The following is a 17,303-nucleotide window of genomic DNA, read 5'->3' as shown; positions in this document are numbered from 1 at the left end:
TCCATGACTATTCAATGCCGCCCACACTGCGCCGCCTGCTGCACCGCGCCATCAATTTCCAGCCCTATTCCCGGCATGCCCAACGGCAAGCCCTATGGAAGCTAATTACACCAACTATTATTAAAATAAAGAAAATCTCGGATAATTTTATTATTTGTGGCACTCGATGAATGCGTTACGGTTATAGTTGGTTCGAAATTGCCATACTTGGGCTTCTTATCAAACAACTACGAAAGAGGTCTCATATGGGCATGGGAGCAACAGGTCGCGGTGTTATCACCGGGGCCAATGATACATACCACGGTATTCAATCATTGAATGAAAACGGTGCGATCAAGCACTCAGCTGAATATGCGCGCCAATTGGTAACTACTGGCAAAGCAAAAAGCGAGGATGAGGCACTACAGATGGCCAATCAAGAAATTCAGCGACTGCGCGCCTGCTTAGCAGGTGAACAGCTAAACCGTTCGGTGCGAATGGCACTACGCGCCGAATCTCAAGAGTCGGAAACAGCCCCCTCTTTCCGCACCCCAAGTCTGCAATATCCTTAGTCAACACACTGCGGGCCGTAGGCCCGCACAACAGGATGGAGCATACCATGGTCAAACAAAGCCAAAGCTACACACAAGCAGACCTGGAATTGGTCAAGCGCCACCTCGCGGATATTCTCACCGTGACGCCAAAGGAAGCTAGCGCGCTTGCACGACAATTCCCAAGCGAGATAACCCCCCTGGCTAACATTTTTGCAAATGCAAAGGATAGGCTACATCAAAACTGGGCGGATGCTTTATTAGTTAAAGTGCCACAATCGGCTTGGGATGGGCCTTCAGATGCGCCAAGCCGCATCGCATATACGAAAGCCGCTTCTATGCGGTTTCTTCTTCGTGATGAGCCTACTGCGCAAGAACTTAAGCACTTAGATAACCGTCGTGCATTGTTAGATGACTTTCTTAAGCACATGGATGGGCCGCGTCGGCTTGCTTATCGACCAATGTTGGAATGGATAAACATCTGTGAGTCCTCACTGGCAATTACTGTGTCGGTGTTGGCTTCGGACACAGCTTTCGGTCTAAGCATGAGTCTTATCGAAACACTACTCGATAAACAGATTCAAATTTATGAACTGAATTTCCGTGAGAAGCATCGTATCCCATCGACAGTTGGCACTCCAATTTCTCTACAGCTGGCTGCATCTGAGGGCGCCAAGCAACACATTGCAGCTAAACTGCAGGAGTTCTGCTTGACCGAATCGGAAGAACTAGAATCTGTAAAAGATATACTCATGGCACGCGTTAGTGCAAATATCTCTGTGAATCGTGTCTTACTGGAAATTGCTGCGATTGACGCTCGTGGCAGAGAAGCGTCAGAGATGTGCATTCCATTCTTGCAGCGCTTGAACTTTCACGGAATGCTCAGTGTGCCCCCTGTGTTACTACAAGACTTAGACGATGGAGGCGATAACAAAATACGGGATATATTCAGGCAGATGTTTACTGCAGGGGGCTTTTTTGCACAGGTCGACAACTACTTCAAGCGACATATGACCGAATCGGACATTGAGATGATTGTCAGTTGGAGTACACAACTGCAGGAGTTATATATTTCTACTCGAGGTATACATGGTGGTCACGAACAGCATGGCTCGCCCCCACACAAATTTATTTTTGCATTGACAATTGCGGCCGCTTTTTATGAGACTTCACAAACAGCACATGAATTCACGGGACATAGTCGGCCTTGTTATGCTGTATTCCCAGACCGAGCAGCCGCAGCAAAAGGCTATCGCAATAAACCTTCTACACATGCGGCAGAAATTCTAATGCAAGCATACGGCCAAATTTACTACTCAAATAATGAATGGGGTCTCATAGCAAATAATGTAGCAGAATATGCAGAAGTGCGTAGTGCAAAGCGGGCGCACATTCAGCAGCTATTCCACTTCGTTGTGAAGAATCGTAACTCACGCCAGCTCTTCGCGCTTTTTCAAAACTTAGAAAAAATGCGCCCCCTCGCACAACCAAAATAAAGGGTAGTTAAATCGTCAGTGCCAACACCATCAGGAAGTAACAAGTGGCAAATATCACGAACAATTCCTGAAAATAACTTAACTTCCCAACGTGCGAAAAAGAATGAAAAGCATTCAGCCCATACTTAATAATCAATAGCTAGGAAAAATCATGAACTGTCGGCAAGGCTGCGGCGCATGTTGCATAGCACCCTCGATTTCAAGCCCCATTCCAGGCATGCCTAATGGCAAACCAGCGGGCGTTTTATGTATTCAACTCGACGAACAGTTGGGCTGTAAAATCTTCGGCCAGCCAGAGCGACCAGCCGTTTGCGCTGGGCTACAACCGTCGTTTGAAATGTGCGGAAACTCTAAAGCTGAAGCGATGTTTTTTTTGACGCAGCTTGAAGTCGTAACTGCGCCATTCACAGATTAATAGTCAGTGACAGACATCACACAAAAATTGCAGTTTTATCCATATCCCAATTCACACCACTCGAGAGCGCCGCAGTATCAAATTACCGCATCACGACAGATGCCTCTGCGCAAAAGCAAGGTACAATCATCGGCACTTTCGGACGGTTCTACTGACTGACTCAGTAGACCGAACGCCTCATCGTGCAGCCTGAAGCATCAGCGCTGCTGTGCGTTAATCCCCAACACGACGATGGATTAAAATATGGAACAAACCCTAATTCGGATGATGGACGCCAAAAGCGATCCCGTCACCAGCCTGAAAGAACTCATTGCCGCATTACGCCCAGCCAAAGTCAGCGATACCGTCACGGCGGTGAACAATGCCCGCGCACTATGCTATTTGCTGGAACAACACGCCGACTATCGTGCGGCATTGCGCAAGCAACTGTTTACGCTATTAGGTAGCACTCGCCAAGTGCAGTTGTATACCGATACCGGTATTTTATCGAATGAGAGTTTCTTTACTGCGATTGCTCGCCGGATTGGCTCTAAGCTACTACCGCCACCAATAAAGCCCGAGTATTTAAAAGATTTATTTGGGGTATTGTTTCCAAACAATAATGACTATGTTTGGTTGAACGCCATACCCACCGAAGTCTGGTTTGAAATCGGCGACGCTGCGCACACTGAAGAACTCAGTATGTTTGAAATTCCAACGCATATTCGGCTACAACAACTTGAAGCGATTCAGGTTTTATCATGCCGACTCTCTGCGATTGGCCTCGAGCCGGAAATTGTCCTGCATCACCCCGATGTCGAGCGATTCGAATCACCGTTTGTCCGGCTCAACGCCGAAGTACTGAGCTATATCGAACGCTATCGCGAAGACCTCACTGCGCGCCGTCCACCTGATGAAGACCATCTGCATATTTTTGTTTTACTTGATCAATGTGAAACCATCATTGCCAAAGTATGGAAACTAGCGGGGAAAAATGGCGCCTCAGTCAGCCTGACTTATCATCTACTGCGCCTCAAACAGCATATTGATCGACTCAAAGTGCTGTTTCAATTGGTCGACTCCACACCCGAAGCTCATCATGCGCCTGCTTTATTGGGCTTATTTCTGGAACTGGTGAAAGCAGAAAATCGCAAATACAGCGTCCGCGATGTATTGCGCGAAAATACCGAATTGCTGGCGCTCAAAGTCACCGAACACGCCAGCCACACCGGTGAGCATTACATCTCGGAAACGCGCAAAGAATGGCTGCAAATGTTCCGCTCTGCCGCAGGAGCGGGCGTCATTGTTGGGTTTATGGCGTTGATTAAAATTTTAGCCGCCAAAGCGCATTTACCGCCGCTGCTCGAAGCGTTTGCATTTAGCATGAATTACGCGCTGGGCTTTATGCTGATTCATATTTTGCATTTCACCGTCGCCACCAAGCAGCCGGCAATGACTGCGGCGCGCATTGCCGCGGCACTGCCTTCGCTCGACATGAAAAAAACTGATAGTTATACCGAGCTGGTCGAGCTGATTGTCAAAGTCATCCGTACTCAATTTATTGCCATTATTGGTAATGTCTTGCTCGCAGCGCCCGTGGCATTGGGCATCGCTTGGTTGTGGTGGTATGAATTGGGTTATCACGTTGTTGATACCGCCAAGGCCGATAAAATGCTCGCCGAGCTGATGCCAATTAGCGGTAATGGTATTTTTTATGCGGCGATTGCAGGTTGCTGCTTATTCTTGGCAGGCTTGATCTCGGGTTATTACGACAATAAATCGCTGTACAACGAAATTCCGCAGCGAATCGCAGCAATGCCAATCCTCAATAAGATTTTTGGCGAACACCGTAGTCATCGCTTAGGTCAATACATCGAGCACAATCTAGGCGCATTGGCGGGTAATTTCTACTTCGGGATTATGCTAGGGAGTATTGGCACCATTGGCTTTCTACTCGGGCTTCCGCTAGATATACGTCACATTACTTTCTCGGCTGCGAATCTGGCTTATGCGATTTCAGCTTATGAATTCACCTTAACTTGGCCAATTATATTAACGGGCGCACTCGGGGTCGCAGCGATTGGGATAACCAATTTATTTGTCAGCTTTACTTTGGCGCTCTGGGTCGCGATGCGTTCACGCAAGCGCCATTTGCGTGAGCTAAAACCACTGTGGGGTAAATTCTGGCGCCGCGCCTTTAGTCGACCGTTAGATCTATTTATTGCCCCCAAAACCGTGGCCATTGAGGATAAAGCCAATGCATAACATCACCACGCAAGCAAACGATCTCAATACCAGCATCGCCGATGCTTTGGCCGACGCAGGCTGGATTGTGATTCCCAACTATCTATCCGCCGCAGAATTACTCGCTTTACAGCAACTTGCTCAGCAACGCAGAGAATGCTTCGTTGCTGCCGGTGTGGGTCGCGAAGCGGCGCATCAAGTACGACAAGATATTCGTGGTGATGCGGTATTGTGGATTGAAAACGACGACGCAGAAATGGCGGCAGCCAATCAACGGATGAGCGAGCTACAACACCACTTAAATCGCGAGCTGTATTTAGGCTTGGCAGAACTAGAATGGCACTTTGCGCGCTATCCGGTTGGCAGTTTCTACCAGCGCCATCTTGACCAACACCGCAACCAAGACACCCGCGTAGTCACCGTAGTGCAATACCTAAATGACAACTGGACCGACGCCGACGGCGGGCAGCTGCGAATTTATCTCGACGATGAAAACCACATCGATGTAACGCCGCACGGCGGAACTTTAGTGGTGTTCTTATCTAATCGCTTTGAACACGAAGTGCTGCCGGCACAACGCGAACGCCTCTCGCTCACTGGCTGGTATCGCCGCCGCGCAAACTAATCACAACGCCCCCTTAATTCAGGGGGCTTTTTTTAGCATGCGCCCAGCGTTTTGCTGGGCTCGCTCGCTAAATTAGTTTTCCCTAATTTGAACTCCGCCCACATGCGCTAAAGACCGCTAGCAAACCTTTAGCCGCCGCTCACTCATTTTCCCGATCTTCGTTGGTACTTGAAATCGCACAATCTCGTCTTACCGCATTCAGAAACTCAATACCAATAAGCGGTCAAGTACATTACAGCTCAGGGGAAATATCATGCTTTTCAATTCAATCTTGCAACGCTGGCGAGTCAGCGTCCGACTGCTCGCTCTTTGTCTGTTAGCCATCTTGATGCTCGCTATTATGGGCGCGCTCTCGTTGTTCGATCTTCGCCAAAGCATGCTCGAAGAGCGCCAGTCCAAAGTCCGTGCCCAAGTTGAATCTGCAGTTGGCGTGGTGAATTATTTCCAAAATCTAGCTGATCGTGGTCAACTGAGCAAAGAAGATGCCCAAGCTCAAGCCGCTGCTGCGCTGCGGGATGTGCGTTTTGAAAAAAATGAATACTTTTTTATTATCAATACCGACATGGTCTACCAGATGCATCCCATCAAACCAGAACTGGTGGGCAAATATAAAGGCGACCTCAGAGACCCAAATGGTGTGATGATTTTGCAGGACTTAGTGGCCGCAGCCAAGAAAGGTGGCGATTTTTCATATTTCCATTTTGCAAAACCCGGCGCTAAAGAACCGCAACCCAAAATCGCTTATTCCATGTTGGTACCCGCTTGGAATTGGGTTATCGCAACAGGCGTGTATGAAGATGATCTGAATGCCGCTTTTATCCACAAACTCATCTTCGCATCTATCCAATTATTCGGGCTCGCCTTACTACTCGGCTGGGTGTCTTGGATTATTGCACGCTCCATTTTGCAGCAACTGGGCGGCGAGCCTCGGGATGCCATGCAGATCATGAGCGAAGTCACCGCGGGTAATTTGCAAGTGCAGATCAATTGCCAGCATCCCAATAGCCTGCTCGCTTCATTAGCAATGATGGTGCAAGGTCTGCGCAGCACATTGCAATCCGTACAACAACACGCCGATACGCTTAGTAAGCAGTCTTCACAAATCGCTCAATCAAGTAACGCGATTTCCCAAGCGGCAACGAAGCAGGCGGACGCCACTTGTTCGATGGCGGCCGCGATGGAAGAGCTGACCGTGAGTATTTCGCATATTTCTGACAACTCAAACATCACCGAGCATTCATCGCGCGATGCCACTGAGCTGGCACGCACGGGCGTAAGTCAAGTGCGTGATACCACCGAATTAATGGAGCACATTGCCCGCAGCGTCAGCGGTGCCACACTGCAAATTCAAGAATTGGATGGCAAAGCCAAAGCCATTTCCGGTATTGCCGCGGTGATTAAAGATATCGCTGGTCAAACTAATTTACTCGCACTCAACGCCGCAATCGAGGCCGCCCGCGCAGGGGAACAAGGGCGCGGTTTTGCTGTTGTGGCCGATGAAGTTCGCAAACTCGCCGAACGAACCTCAACCGCCACTATCGATATTGAACGGATGCTGATTGCGATCTTGGGTGAAACCGAACAAGTCGTCATCGTGATGCAAGCGGCGCTACCCGAAGTGAACCGTGGCGTTGAATTGGCTCGCTACGTCGCCGATTCTCTACAGCACATTCATCAAGGCGCGCAGTCCACACTCGAGCACTTGCAGGAAGTGGCGTCCGCGACCCGCGAGCAAAGTGTCGCTAGCAACAGTATCGCAGTGCGCGTGGAAGACATTTCGCAAATGGTCGAGGAAACCAGCATCGCAATCCGCCACTCCGCCGAGAACGCGCGAGGCGTCGAACAAATTGCAGCGGAGCTCAAAACCATGGTCGGACGCTTTCGCATTTAACCATCATCACCACACCCAGCAAGCAACTGACATAGTGCACAGTAATCCAGACGCAAAGCGCGTAAAATGAAGTTATTTCTCGCAGAAATTGAGAGGGCATCATGTCTAATCGCTTTGTATTTTTACCCGCCCTATTGCTCACTATATTACTCAGTGCCTGCAGCACATCGCAGACTGCGCGCCCTGTCGCGCAAGTCCGCACGGGGCAAATTGAGCACGTTAAAGTCGTGACCATCAATGACACCAGCGGCATCGGTAGTATTGCTGGCGGGATAGTTGGCGGCATTCTGGCGGGAAAACATATCGGCAACGGCAGCGGTAGCACGATTAGTAGCGTTTTTGGCGCGCTATTAGGCGGCTTCTTGGGCAATCAAATGGAACGAGAAATCGCGCAAAAAACAGCACAAGAACTCACTATTCGGATGCTGGATAATAATGAACGACTCGTGGTGGTGCAGGATGTCCCACAAGTGTTCATGCTGGGGCAAACGGTGGATGTAATCAGCAATGGTCAAACCGCGCGGGTGCAAGCACAAGAACTCAAAAAATAAAGGCTTGCCACTTGGCAAGCCCTCTAGGTATATGATTAAAGCCATTGACTTACAATGACTAGCCAGCAATACCCATCAATACCCCAAACGCTGACAGACTGTTGATACTGCGCCAGCGGCGTTCAAAGTGTAAAAATGCAATCCGGGAGCTCCGCCCGCCAACAAGCGATCTGATAGCTCAGTGACAAAATCCAAACCAAACGCACGAATCGACGCCGTATCATCCGCGTACGATTGCAACCGCAAACGCAACCAGCGCGGAATTTCTGCACCGCACATATCGGAAAAACGCTGCAATTGGCTGTAGTTTTGAATAGGCATAATGCCCGGTACGATAGGAATGTTCACCCCGCGGCCTTGCACTTCATCGACAAAACGGAAATACGCATCAGCATTAAAGAAATACTGCGTAATTGCGGAATTCGCACCGGCATTCACTTTATTTACAAAATTGCGGATATCGGCCTCGGCACTGGCTGATTGCGGGTGAAACTCAGGATAAGCGGCGACTTCAATATGAAACCAATCACCAAATTCGTGACGCAAAAAAGTCACCAACTCATTGGCATAACGAAACTCGCCAAACTCACCCATTCCCGATGGGATATCGCCACGCAGCGCAACAATATGCTTGATGCCGTGATCTTTATATTGCTGCACCACCGCGCGAATATTATCTTTGGTCGATCCGATGCACGACAAATGTGGCGCAGCGGCATGACCTGCGGCTTGAATATCCACCACCGCACGCAAAGTGCCATCTTGCGTTGTACCACCCGCACCAAACGTAACCGAGAAAAATTCAGGATTAAATTGCGCCAATTGGCGGCGAGTCGTCGCTAATTTAGCCGCACCTTCATCGGTTTTCGGCGGGAAAAACTCAAAACTAATCGGACGCAAAGGATGGGTCATGGTGCGGCAACTTATTCACATTCATCGAAGGGTGAATGTTACCACTCTATAGCAGGCTTTGGCATGAGAGCAATTCATGTCTTATACAAATCAGGCTTATCACACTCCCTGTAAGCAACATTTTTGCCAAATGTGATCTTGAATATTCCCACAAAAAAGAAAAGGGAATATGATCGCGTGAGACTTGAGCATTCGACTCAAGCAATGCGAGCGACGCGAATGTATCGCCGCACTCAACAAAAGGAAGAGACGACCATGGCACAATCACGCTCAAATTTAACCCGACTAGCCACCTTGCTCGGTGGTTTACTACTTGCCGCAGGCGTACATGCAGCGGCATGGCAAGAAGGCACAACGTACCAAGCTAACACCGTAGTCGATTACAACGGCAAAACTTATACCGCACTGGTTACGCACACTGCCTACGTCGGTGCAAACTGGAACCCAGCGGCCACACCTACCTTGTGGAAAGAAACGGGCACCAGCAGCGCTACACCAATCCCAACGGCAAGCGCAACCCCGACCTCGGCGCCAACAGCAACAGCTGCTGCAACGGCAACGCCAACCTCCGCAGTCACCGCAACACCAATTTCGGGTGTTCCCGCATGGAATAGCGCAACGGTCTACAACGGTGGTCAGCGCATCAGTTACAACGGCGCAATCTACGAAGCAAAATGGTGGACACAAGGGAATGTACCGGGCGCCGACCAATGGGGGCCATGGGCTTTAGTTTCTGGTACTCCAGCAACAGCAACGCCAACCATAGCCCCAACTGCGACTCAAAAACCAACTGCAACCCCAGTCGTGACAGCAACGCCAGTGGTTACAGCAACGCCAACGGCGGTAGTAACACCAAGCGCAACGCCTGTTGTGACCGCTACCCCAACAGCTAGCGCTACGCCGAGCCCAACGCCTGTACAAGGTACAGATTTACTACCAAAACACGTCGTGGTTGGTTACTGGCACAATTTTGATAATGGCTCTGGCGTGATTCGTCTGAAAGACGTACCAGCCGAATACAACATCATCAATGTATCGTTTGCTGAAGGCGACCAAACTGCCGCGAAAGGTACGGCAGCATTTGTGCTGGATAAATTGTTTAACGAAGCCGAATTCATGGCCGACATTAAACTCAAGCAATCTCAAGGCGTAAAAGTACAGATTTCACTCGGCGGCGCTAACGGGGTGATCGTATTAGATAGCCCAGCAGCACGCGATCAGTTCATCAAAACGATGGGCGATATCATTGCGAAATACGGCTTTGACGGTATCGACTTGGATATGGAAAACAATCTGTCAATCACCGCGAACGACGATTTCCGCAATCCAGTAACCCCACAAATCGTCAACATTATCGCTGGCACCAAAGCATTGAAAGCACGCTTTGGCGATAAATTCATGGTGACAATGGCTCCAGAAGTGAATTACGTACAAGGCGGCCTAGGCTTCTACGGCGGCACATGGGGCGGTTACTTGCCAATCATCTACGGCTTGCGCAATGAATTAACGATGTTGCACGTTCAGCATTACAACACTGGCAGCATCGGTGCGACCGACGGCAAACAATACTCGCAAGGTACAATGGATTTCCAAGTTGCGATGACCGATATGTTGCTGACTGGCTTTAACCTCGGCGGCGATGTAAACAAACCATTCCCGGCACTACGCCCTGACCAAGTTGGCTTTGGCTTGCCTGCGACCACTAGCGCAGCCGGTGGTGGCTACTTGTCCGTTGCTGAAACACAAAAAGCACTCGATTGCTTAATGAAACTGCAAAATTGCGGCACGTACAAACCAGCCAAGGCACAACCTGATCTACGTGGCATTATGACGTGGTCAATCAACTGGGATAGCAAACAAGCTTATCAATTTGCGAAGAGCCACAGCGCTTATTTCAAAAAATAATAAGTCTTGAATATTAAAAATGGCGACACATCGAGTGTCGCCATTTTTTTATGGTGAATCTATATAGAACATCTAATCAATCACCAGATCTCTTTAATTTAATGATTGGCAGCAACACTCATATCATTAATGGCTTCATCATCTGGATCAGCATATTGCTCGGCAATTGCAGCAAAACGCTCGGCAACACGCGCAAAACCATCAATCAAATCGGGGTCAAAATGCAAACCACGGCCAGCGAGCATGATGGTCATCGCCATTTCATGTGAAAACGGCGCTTTATAAGGGCGGCGATTTCGCAGTGCATCGTATACATCAGAAATTGCCATTAGCCGTGCCGAAACAGGAATTTCATCACCTTTTGCGCCCTGCGGGTAACCTGTGCCATCCCATTTTTCTTGGTGACCGTAAGCGATTTCACGTGCATAGCGCAAAAATTGACTCTCCTCGCCCAATATCCGCTCGACTTCTAAAATAATGTTGCGGCCATACTCTGGGTGCTTTTTCATGATGGTAAATTCTTCATCCGTTAAGCGACCTGGTTTATGCAAAATCAAGTCAGGAATACCGACCTTACCAATGTCGTGTAATGGCGCCGATTTCGCCATCCACTCAATACTGTCGGCATCGAGTTGGCTCACAAAGCGTGGATGCTCTGCCACCGCTGCAGCCAAAATCCGCATGTATTCTTGTGTGCGCTTTAAGTGCAAGCCCGTTTCTTCATCGCGTAACTCTGCCATTACCCCCATCGCCATAATGGTGGCATCTTGCATTTTGAGTAATTCTTGCGTGCGTTGCGCGACACGATCCTCTAATTCATGATTATGCAAGCGAATTGCGTTCTTCAAATCTTGCATTTCAAGATGGGTTCTAACACGAACTTGCACAATCGCAGGACTGAGCGGTTTGTGAATATAATCAGCACCACCAGCTCCAAAGCCATTAATTTCATCAATTTCCTGCGTTTTTGCAGTTAAGAACACGACAGGAATATCGGCGGTGACCGGATTATTTTTTAAACGACGGCAAACTTCAAAACCATCGATATCGGGCATCATCACATCAAGCAAAATTAAATCAGGCAGCGGTAATCGCTCGGCCAGTTGCAAAGCTTGCTGACCATTGTTAGCGATTCGCAGTTTATAATGTTCTTTCAAAATAGCATTGAGCACCGCTAAATTTGCCGGAGTATCATCCACCAGTAAGATGGTGCGCCGATAGCTCATATCAAATTCAATCATTTCTTACCTCTTGCATGCTGAATCTCGAGCAAGTACTGCTTAGCGGCCGTAAAATTAAACTCATTGGTAATCGCATTGCCTAAACGATCAAACAAATGCCGATCAATATCGGAATCCAATCCATCACACAATTGGTAATACAAATCAACAGCATCCCCATCACAAGCATCAAGTAAATCCAGCAATTGCATCATAAGCGCATCGATATGCTCATCATCAAGTGCAGTCATTACATGCTGTGGTGCTGCGGCTCCGTACACTCGATTTACAGCGAGCAACATTGCGTCCAGTGCATCGTTAAACGGCTGCAAAGACTCGCCCGCTTGCCCGGGGTTGGCGTGTAACACCTGCTCTAATCGACCCGCCTTTGCGGCTAATTCAGTCATCCCCAAAGTTCCTGCTACCCCTTTCATTGAATGGGCAAACCGCTCCGCGCCAGAATAATCAGACTGCAGCAATTGCGCCAAAGTCGCATTGGCATCACGGTAATCTGTCAAAAACTGTTTAAATAAAGCCTCGTAAAGATGCGCGTCCCCCATCAAACGCTGCAGTACACTCTGGGTATTAACCCCTTCAATTTGAGGAACAATGCTTTCATCAATATACCCATCATCAACTTGCACTTGAGTCATATCAATAATATGTTGACCAGCCCATTTAGCCACCGTTGTAAATAACACATCAGGCTGAATTGGCTTGGTGATGTAATCATTCATACCGGCATCAAGACAACGCTGCCGTTCATCCGACATCGCGTGCGCCGTCATTGCAATAATGGGTAAATCATTAAAGCGAGCATCGGTTCGAATGAGTCGCGCCGCCTGATGACCGTCGAGCACTGGCATCTGCAAATCCATCAATATAATGTCGCACGGCATGGGTTTGATCGAAAGCCAGGCTAAAGCTTCACCGCCATGCTGCGCTAAAATCACACTTGCCCCTGCCCCGACTAACAATTCATTGGCCACTTGCTGATTCAAGGGATTATCCTCAACCAACAAAATCCGTACCCCGTGCAAATTGGGGCCGCGACTCATCCGTACTTCGGTCAACGGTGCTTCTTCCGAGCGTTCTAACCACAGGGTAAAGTGAAACGTACTCCCTTGCTTAGCGACGCTCTCCACCCAAACATCGCCCTCCATCATCGCAATCAGGCGCTTGCAAATCGACAAGCCCAAACCCGTACCACCAAATTGACGCGTGGTAGAACCATCGGCTTGAGAAAATGGTTTAAATAGCAGCTTAATTTGCTCGGGGCTCAGACCAATTCCCGTATCCGTCACAGCAATATGCAAGCGAACTCGTCCCGCTAGCTGGGCGACCATTTCCACGTCGACGCGAATACCGCCTTGTTGAGTAAATTTAATTGCATTGCTGACCAAATTATTGAGGATTTGCCCAAGGCGAAGAGGGTCGCCTACAAAGGCAACGGGGCAATCCGCAGCCAAATTAAAGCTCAATTGCAAGCCTTTTTCTTCTGCTTTAATTTGATGCAAAGAACGCAATTGTGTAAACAAGGCTTCAAAACTAAACGGGATATGCTCTAGCTGCAAACGATCCGCTTCAATTTTAGAAAAATCGAGAATGTCATTCAGGATATGCAGTAAAGATTCCGCTGCCAGACTGGTTTTGCTTAAATAATCACGCTGCTTGTGAGTCAACTCGGTCTGCAAGGTCAAGTGGGTCATGCCAATAATGGCATTCATTGGGGTACGAATTTCGTGGCTCATATTAGCCAAAAAATCGCTCTTTAAACGATTGGCTTGATCAGCAGCCTCTTTGGCGCGAATCAACTCTTGCTCAGCTGCTTTGCGCAGCTCGATATTTTCATACACGGCAACAAAGTGCGTAATCTGCCCAGCGCCATCACGAATCGGCGAAATCGAAACCGACATCCACACCAAACTACCGTCTTTGCAGCGATTGCGCAAATCTTGGCGCCACTCTGCGCCCTCCATCAGCGACTGCATAATTTGTTCGTGAATAATCGGCTTAGTGGTACTGCCTGACAACACTTCGGTGGGATTTTTGCCACGAATTTCGCTGAGCAGATAACCAAAAGTCTGCTCAAATTTAGGGTTTGCGTATTCAATTTTACCCTTCACATCCGTGATCAGCACCGGACTTGGGCTGGCTTCGATCGCGGCAGACAATTGCCGCAATTGATTGGCCGCATTTTTTTGCTCGGTCACATCAAAAATCATGCCATCTAAATATTCTGCATGCCCGCTGGCATCACGCACCACTTGTCCACGTTCATACACCCAGCGTAATTGACCTTTAGCATCGACAATTCGATACTCCACCGAATAGCGTTCGCCATGCATCATAGCCACATTGACCGCCGATTCCACTGACGCTAAATCTTCAACATGAATCAATGAACCATAACTTCGCGAAGGATTTGGAGCCAAGAAAACATTAGAGGTATAGCCTGTTAAGACTTCAATTTCCTCATTGATATAATACATACCCCATGGGTAATCTATCTGACATCGAAACACCACGCCGGGGATGTTGCTGGCCAAGGTCCGAAACTGAGCCTCTTGCGCCAATAAGGCGGCTTCTGCTTTTTCACGCGCATCGACCAATTGCCCCATCAGCGCAGACAATTGCTCCAAATCGGCCGTTTTTTGATCCATAGGTGGCAAACCCAAACTCAACTGCAGTTGACCCGCCGTTTGCCATAGAGCATCAATCGCGCGTTGCCGCCTTGCGGCCTCCTGTCGCAGCGTTTCATTCGCTTGCGTTAATTCATCGGAACTAATTTGTAAACTACGTGAGCCCAAAGCCACATCACGATCAAACTGGCTATATGCATCGTCCACAGCAGTCAGTAAGCGGCGAAAATTACGCAATACACCAACCGCGGCAGGGTCTTCGACCACATCAGCCGCCCGCTCGATTGATTGCAGCAGGGTCTCAACGGTCGAATCATCAGCCCAAGCCAGATGGCGTTTTAGCTGACGTGCGAGCAGTTTATTCATGCCTGAGCTTCACTCAAGATCGTAATCGTCATGGTTTGATTGTGCAGTTTGCACTCCGTTGAATTGAAAAATGGGCTAATCTCTCCGTAAGAATAAAATCCGGCCAAGGTAACATGCTGACCGAAGACATCGCCTACGGCTTCGATTTCTTCATCTACTCGTCCCCCCATTACCAGTTTCCGACCCACACAGCTAACCAGCAATCCCAGACCTTGCCCGACCTGTCCCACCATTTTTTGCGCAGCATTCGCCGCGGCTTCAGCACCTTCAACCAGTGCATCATTACTTGCATGCATTAACCGTAAGTAGCCATCCACTTGAATGTCACCCGCCAAAATCAAGCTACCATTGACTTCATCAATTCCCAAAATGGTTCGAACTAAGCCAACGGCAGAATGATCTTGCCCCAACATTTCAAATGGAAACAACAATCCAGAAGACGGCAATTGCGCAGCGTATTCACCCAAGTAGCGTTTATAAACTTCCAAAGCGGGCTCACCATCAAGCTCAAACAGAATATTTCCACTACTGCGTGTCACTTTGCGCGCAGGACCAAATGGCTTCCAACCACCAAATGAGCCATGCCCGATTTGAACACCAACAGGTATCGCCAGTGCAACCACGGTATTACTTGCTACGCCATCATTACTCAGCACGACGGTTTGCCCAAATGCGGAGCCATCTCCCGCCAAGCCCCCCATAATCGGCACTCCCTCCACAAGCCCGCTCGCCAACCCTTGCACCAAGGCACTCCCATTAATATTCACGCCTTGCCCCAATACCAGCACACCAGCCAAGGCTTGCTGCCCCAAAATCGCTGCCAAACGCTGCCCTGCCGCTTCACTGTCTTCCATATTGGTCAATTGTGTGACCGCTGTTCGCGGCACGCCATGCGGCCAGTGAATCGCTGTAATCACACAGCTATTGTCATCCACACCATCAACAGAAATCTCGCCAGCCGTTGAACAGCCCAATAAGGCCGAATCTGGAAACTGCTGCCGTAAGGTATTAAAACATTGCGGATCACTCAATAAAGCTCGACTCGCAAAAACCAGTAACCATTGCGGCTGTATGGTCGCCAAGTTTTGCATTTGTGAATTCAGTTCAGATAGCTGATTGACTTTAATTTGCGCAACTTGCATCGTGAAGTACCTCATGAATGAGGTTTAAGCTTAGCAAACACGTTTTATTTCGCCGAAAAAAAACCGGCACAACGCCGGTTTAAGTCATACGCCACAACAAAATAGTGTGGAATTCGAATATCCGAATCTGCAATCGCAACTTAGTTTTGCCAAGCTGATTTAGCTAAGTGAATCGCATTCACCCGCGCCGTAGCCACCTTATCCGCGATGTCCTTCGGATTACTGCATTGCGCGGCAATCGCACCAGCATCAACTGCTGCGGCAGCGGCACGCAAATGCAGCAAATAGTCGCGCTGCGGATACGCGCAATTTTCAAATTGATAACGACCACGTGCATCTGCCAGACAAGCATCGAGCATCTGCGTAAATCGCTCAGGTCGGCGCAGCGCATCGCATCGGGTCAGTAGCGCCAACACCGTTTCGGGGCGCAATTGCTCAGCGGTATGCACCAAAGTATGCTCGCGGCACGTCATCACCGCGAGTTCTTTACAATCGCTCGGTACCCGCAGGCGTTTGCATAAAGCCTCAACCAGCGGCACGCCACGCGCCTCGTGGCCAATATGCCGCGGCAACACATCGGCAGGCGTTTTGGCTTTACCCAAATCGTGGCATAACGCCGCAAAACGTACCGCCAACGGCCAGCCTTGTGCGGTGGTATAGTTCAGCACCAGCATCGTATGCAAACCGGTATCGATTTCCGGATGATAATCGGCGCGCTGCGGTACGCCCCACAACGTATCAATTTCGGGAGCGATCCGTCCTAACGCACCGCATTCACGCAAAATCTCAAACATCAACCTAGGCTGGTGTTCCATGAGTCCTTTCGCAAACTCCTGCCACACGCGCTCGGCGACCAGATGATCTACTTCGCCATCAGCCACCATCTGCCGCATCAATGCCATTGTTTCTGGTGCTACCGCAAAATCAAAGCGCGCAGCAAATCGTGCCAAACGCAAAATTCGCACAGGATCTTCAGCAAAGGCAGGCGACACATGACGCAACACTTTGGCCGCTAAATCGGCTTGCCCGCCGTAGGGATCAATCAAGTTGCCGTGTTCGTCTTCGGCAATTGCATTGATGGTTAAATCGCGGCGCAGCAGGTCTTCTTCCAAAGTGACATCGGGGCTGGCATGAACCTCAAAGCCGGTATAGCCGTGTCCGCTTTTACGCTCAAGGCGTGCTAGCGCATACTCCTGATGGGTGTTCGGATGCAAGAACACAGGAAAGTCTTTCCCTACTGCGCTATAGCCCAAATCCAACATCTGTTGCGGCGTTGCACCGACCACCACCCAATCAATGTCCTTGACCGGCAACCCCAACAATCGATCTCGGACAGCGCCACCCACGCGATAGACCTGCATGTTCTTTCCTTAAAATGAAGAGTT

General features: G+C 49.2%; 13 protein-coding genes. 8 read left to right on the top strand and 5 right to left on the bottom strand.

The window, feature by feature from the left end; genetic code table 11:
* Positions 1–170 precede the first annotated feature (170 nt).
* The 7 genes from GM173_RS13300 to GM173_RS13270 all read left to right on the top strand — a co-directional run bounded on the left by GM173_RS13300 (position 171) and on the right by GM173_RS13270 (position 7,731).
* Positions 171–551 (top strand): hypothetical protein, encoded by a 381-nt coding sequence (locus tag GM173_RS13300; RefSeq protein ID WP_203571873.1) that lies wholly within the window; start codon positions 171–173, stop codon positions 549–551.
* Between the two features lie 47 nt (positions 552–598).
* Positions 599–2,026, top strand: a complete 1,428-nt coding sequence (locus tag GM173_RS13295) for a hypothetical protein (protein WP_203571872.1) — start codon at positions 599–601, stop codon at positions 2,024–2,026.
* 151 nt (positions 2,027–2,177) lie between these two features.
* Positions 2,178–2,441, top strand: a complete 264-nt coding sequence (locus GM173_RS13290; RefSeq protein WP_203571871.1) for a YkgJ family cysteine cluster protein — start codon at positions 2,178–2,180, stop codon at positions 2,439–2,441.
* A 243-nt stretch (positions 2,442–2,684) separates the two neighbouring features.
* Positions 2,685–4,685 (top strand): site-specific recombinase, encoded by a 2,001-nt coding sequence (locus GM173_RS13285; protein ID WP_203571870.1) that lies wholly within the window; start codon positions 2,685–2,687, stop codon positions 4,683–4,685.
* Positions 4,678–5,289, top strand: coding sequence for a 2OG-Fe(II) oxygenase (locus GM173_RS13280; RefSeq protein ID WP_203571869.1), 612 nt, complete (start codon positions 4,678–4,680; stop codon positions 5,287–5,289). The genes GM173_RS13285 and GM173_RS13280 overlap by 8 nt, the downstream gene beginning before the upstream one ends.
* 253 nt (positions 5,290–5,542) lie before the next feature.
* On the top strand, positions 5,543–7,180 hold the full coding sequence (locus GM173_RS13275) for a methyl-accepting chemotaxis protein (RefSeq protein WP_203571868.1): 1,638 nt from the start codon (positions 5,543–5,545) through the stop codon (positions 7,178–7,180).
* A gap of 101 nt (positions 7,181–7,281) precedes the next feature.
* Positions 7,282–7,731 (top strand): outer membrane lipoprotein, encoded by a 450-nt coding sequence (locus tag GM173_RS13270; protein ID WP_203571867.1) that lies wholly within the window; start codon positions 7,282–7,284, stop codon positions 7,729–7,731.
* A gap of 75 nt (positions 7,732–7,806) precedes the next feature.
* Here GM173_RS13270 and metF read toward each other — a convergent pair whose 3' ends face one another.
* Complete coding sequence (metF, locus tag GM173_RS13265; RefSeq protein WP_203571866.1) at positions 7,807–8,643, bottom strand: methylenetetrahydrofolate reductase [NAD(P)H]; 837 nt, start codon at positions 8,641–8,643, stop codon at positions 7,807–7,809.
* 255 nt (positions 8,644–8,898) lie between these two features.
* On the opposite strand from metF, the gene GM173_RS16240 reads away from it, so the two are divergent.
* Positions 8,899–10,548, top strand: a complete 1,650-nt coding sequence (locus GM173_RS16240; RefSeq protein ID WP_203571865.1) for a chitinase — start codon at positions 8,899–8,901, stop codon at positions 10,546–10,548.
* A 98-nt stretch (positions 10,549–10,646) separates the two neighbouring features.
* Here the strand turns inward: GM173_RS16240 and GM173_RS13255 are convergent, their stop codons facing one another.
* The 4 genes from GM173_RS13255 to GM173_RS13240 all read right to left on the bottom strand — a co-directional run bounded on the left by GM173_RS13255 (position 10,647) and on the right by GM173_RS13240 (position 17,279).
* Entirely contained in the window at positions 10,647–11,789 is a 1,143-nt protein-coding gene (locus tag GM173_RS13255) for a response regulator (protein WP_203571864.1), read from the bottom strand.
* Positions 11,786–14,776: a PAS domain S-box protein gene (locus tag GM173_RS13250; RefSeq protein ID WP_203571863.1), complete on the bottom strand. Its 2,991-nt coding sequence runs from the start codon at positions 14,774–14,776 to the stop codon at positions 11,786–11,788. The genes GM173_RS13255 and GM173_RS13250 overlap by 4 nt, the downstream gene beginning before the upstream one ends.
* Positions 14,773–15,918 carry an FIST signal transduction protein gene (locus GM173_RS13245; protein WP_203571862.1) on the bottom strand — a complete coding sequence of 382 codons (1,146 nt, stop codon included), beginning with the start codon at positions 15,916–15,918 and terminating at the stop codon, positions 14,773–14,775. Before GM173_RS13245 ends, GM173_RS13250 begins: the two co-directional genes overlap by 4 nt.
* 140 nt (positions 15,919–16,058) lie before the next feature.
* Positions 16,059–17,279, bottom strand: coding sequence for a multifunctional CCA addition/repair protein (locus GM173_RS13240; RefSeq protein ID WP_203571861.1), 1,221 nt, complete (start codon positions 17,277–17,279; stop codon positions 16,059–16,061).
* Positions 17,280–17,303: the final 24 nt, after the last annotated feature.

This window comes from Deefgea chitinilytica, from assembly GCF_016881405.1.
Lineage (GTDB): Bacteria > Pseudomonadota > Gammaproteobacteria > Burkholderiales > Chitinibacteraceae > Deefgea > Deefgea chitinilytica.
Note: the sequence above shows the minus strand (reverse complement) of the source record. Positions and strands in the feature narration are given on the sequence as shown.

Bases quoted from the DNA above. Each gene is read 5' to 3' on its own strand.
- GM173_RS13290 (WP_203571871.1), top strand. From the start codon at position 2,178: ATGAACTGTCGGCAAGGCTGCGGCGCATGTTGCATAGCACCCTCGATT.
- GM173_RS13280 (WP_203571869.1), top strand. From the start codon at position 4,678: ATGCATAACATCACCACGCAAGCAAACGATCTCAATACCAGCATCGCC.
- GM173_RS13300 (WP_203571873.1), top strand. From the start codon at position 171: ATGCGTTACGGTTATAGTTGGTTCGAAATTGCCATACTTGGGCTTCTT.
- GM173_RS16240 (WP_203571865.1), top strand. From the start codon at position 8,899: ATGGCACAATCACGCTCAAATTTAACCCGACTAGCCACCTTGCTCGGT.
- GM173_RS13240 (WP_203571861.1), bottom strand. From the start codon at position 17,279: ATGCAGGTCTATCGCGTGGGTGGCGCTGTCCGAGATCGATTGTTGGGG.
- GM173_RS13255 (WP_203571864.1), bottom strand. From the start codon at position 11,789: ATGATTGAATTTGATATGAGCTATCGGCGCACCATCTTACTGGTGGAT.
- metF (WP_203571866.1), bottom strand. From the start codon at position 8,643: ATGACCCATCCTTTGCGTCCGATTAGTTTTGAGTTTTTCCCGCCGAAA.
- GM173_RS13275 (WP_203571868.1), top strand. From the start codon at position 5,543: ATGCTTTTCAATTCAATCTTGCAACGCTGGCGAGTCAGCGTCCGACTG.
- GM173_RS13285 (WP_203571870.1), top strand. From the start codon at position 2,685: ATGGAACAAACCCTAATTCGGATGATGGACGCCAAAAGCGATCCCGTC.
- GM173_RS13250 (WP_203571863.1), bottom strand. From the start codon at position 14,776: ATGAATAAACTGCTCGCACGTCAGCTAAAACGCCATCTGGCTTGGGCT.
- GM173_RS13245 (WP_203571862.1), bottom strand. From the start codon at position 15,918: ATGCAAGTTGCGCAAATTAAAGTCAATCAGCTATCTGAACTGAATTCA.
- GM173_RS13295 (WP_203571872.1), top strand. From the start codon at position 599: ATGGTCAAACAAAGCCAAAGCTACACACAAGCAGACCTGGAATTGGTC.
- GM173_RS13270 (WP_203571867.1), top strand. From the start codon at position 7,282: ATGTCTAATCGCTTTGTATTTTTACCCGCCCTATTGCTCACTATATTA.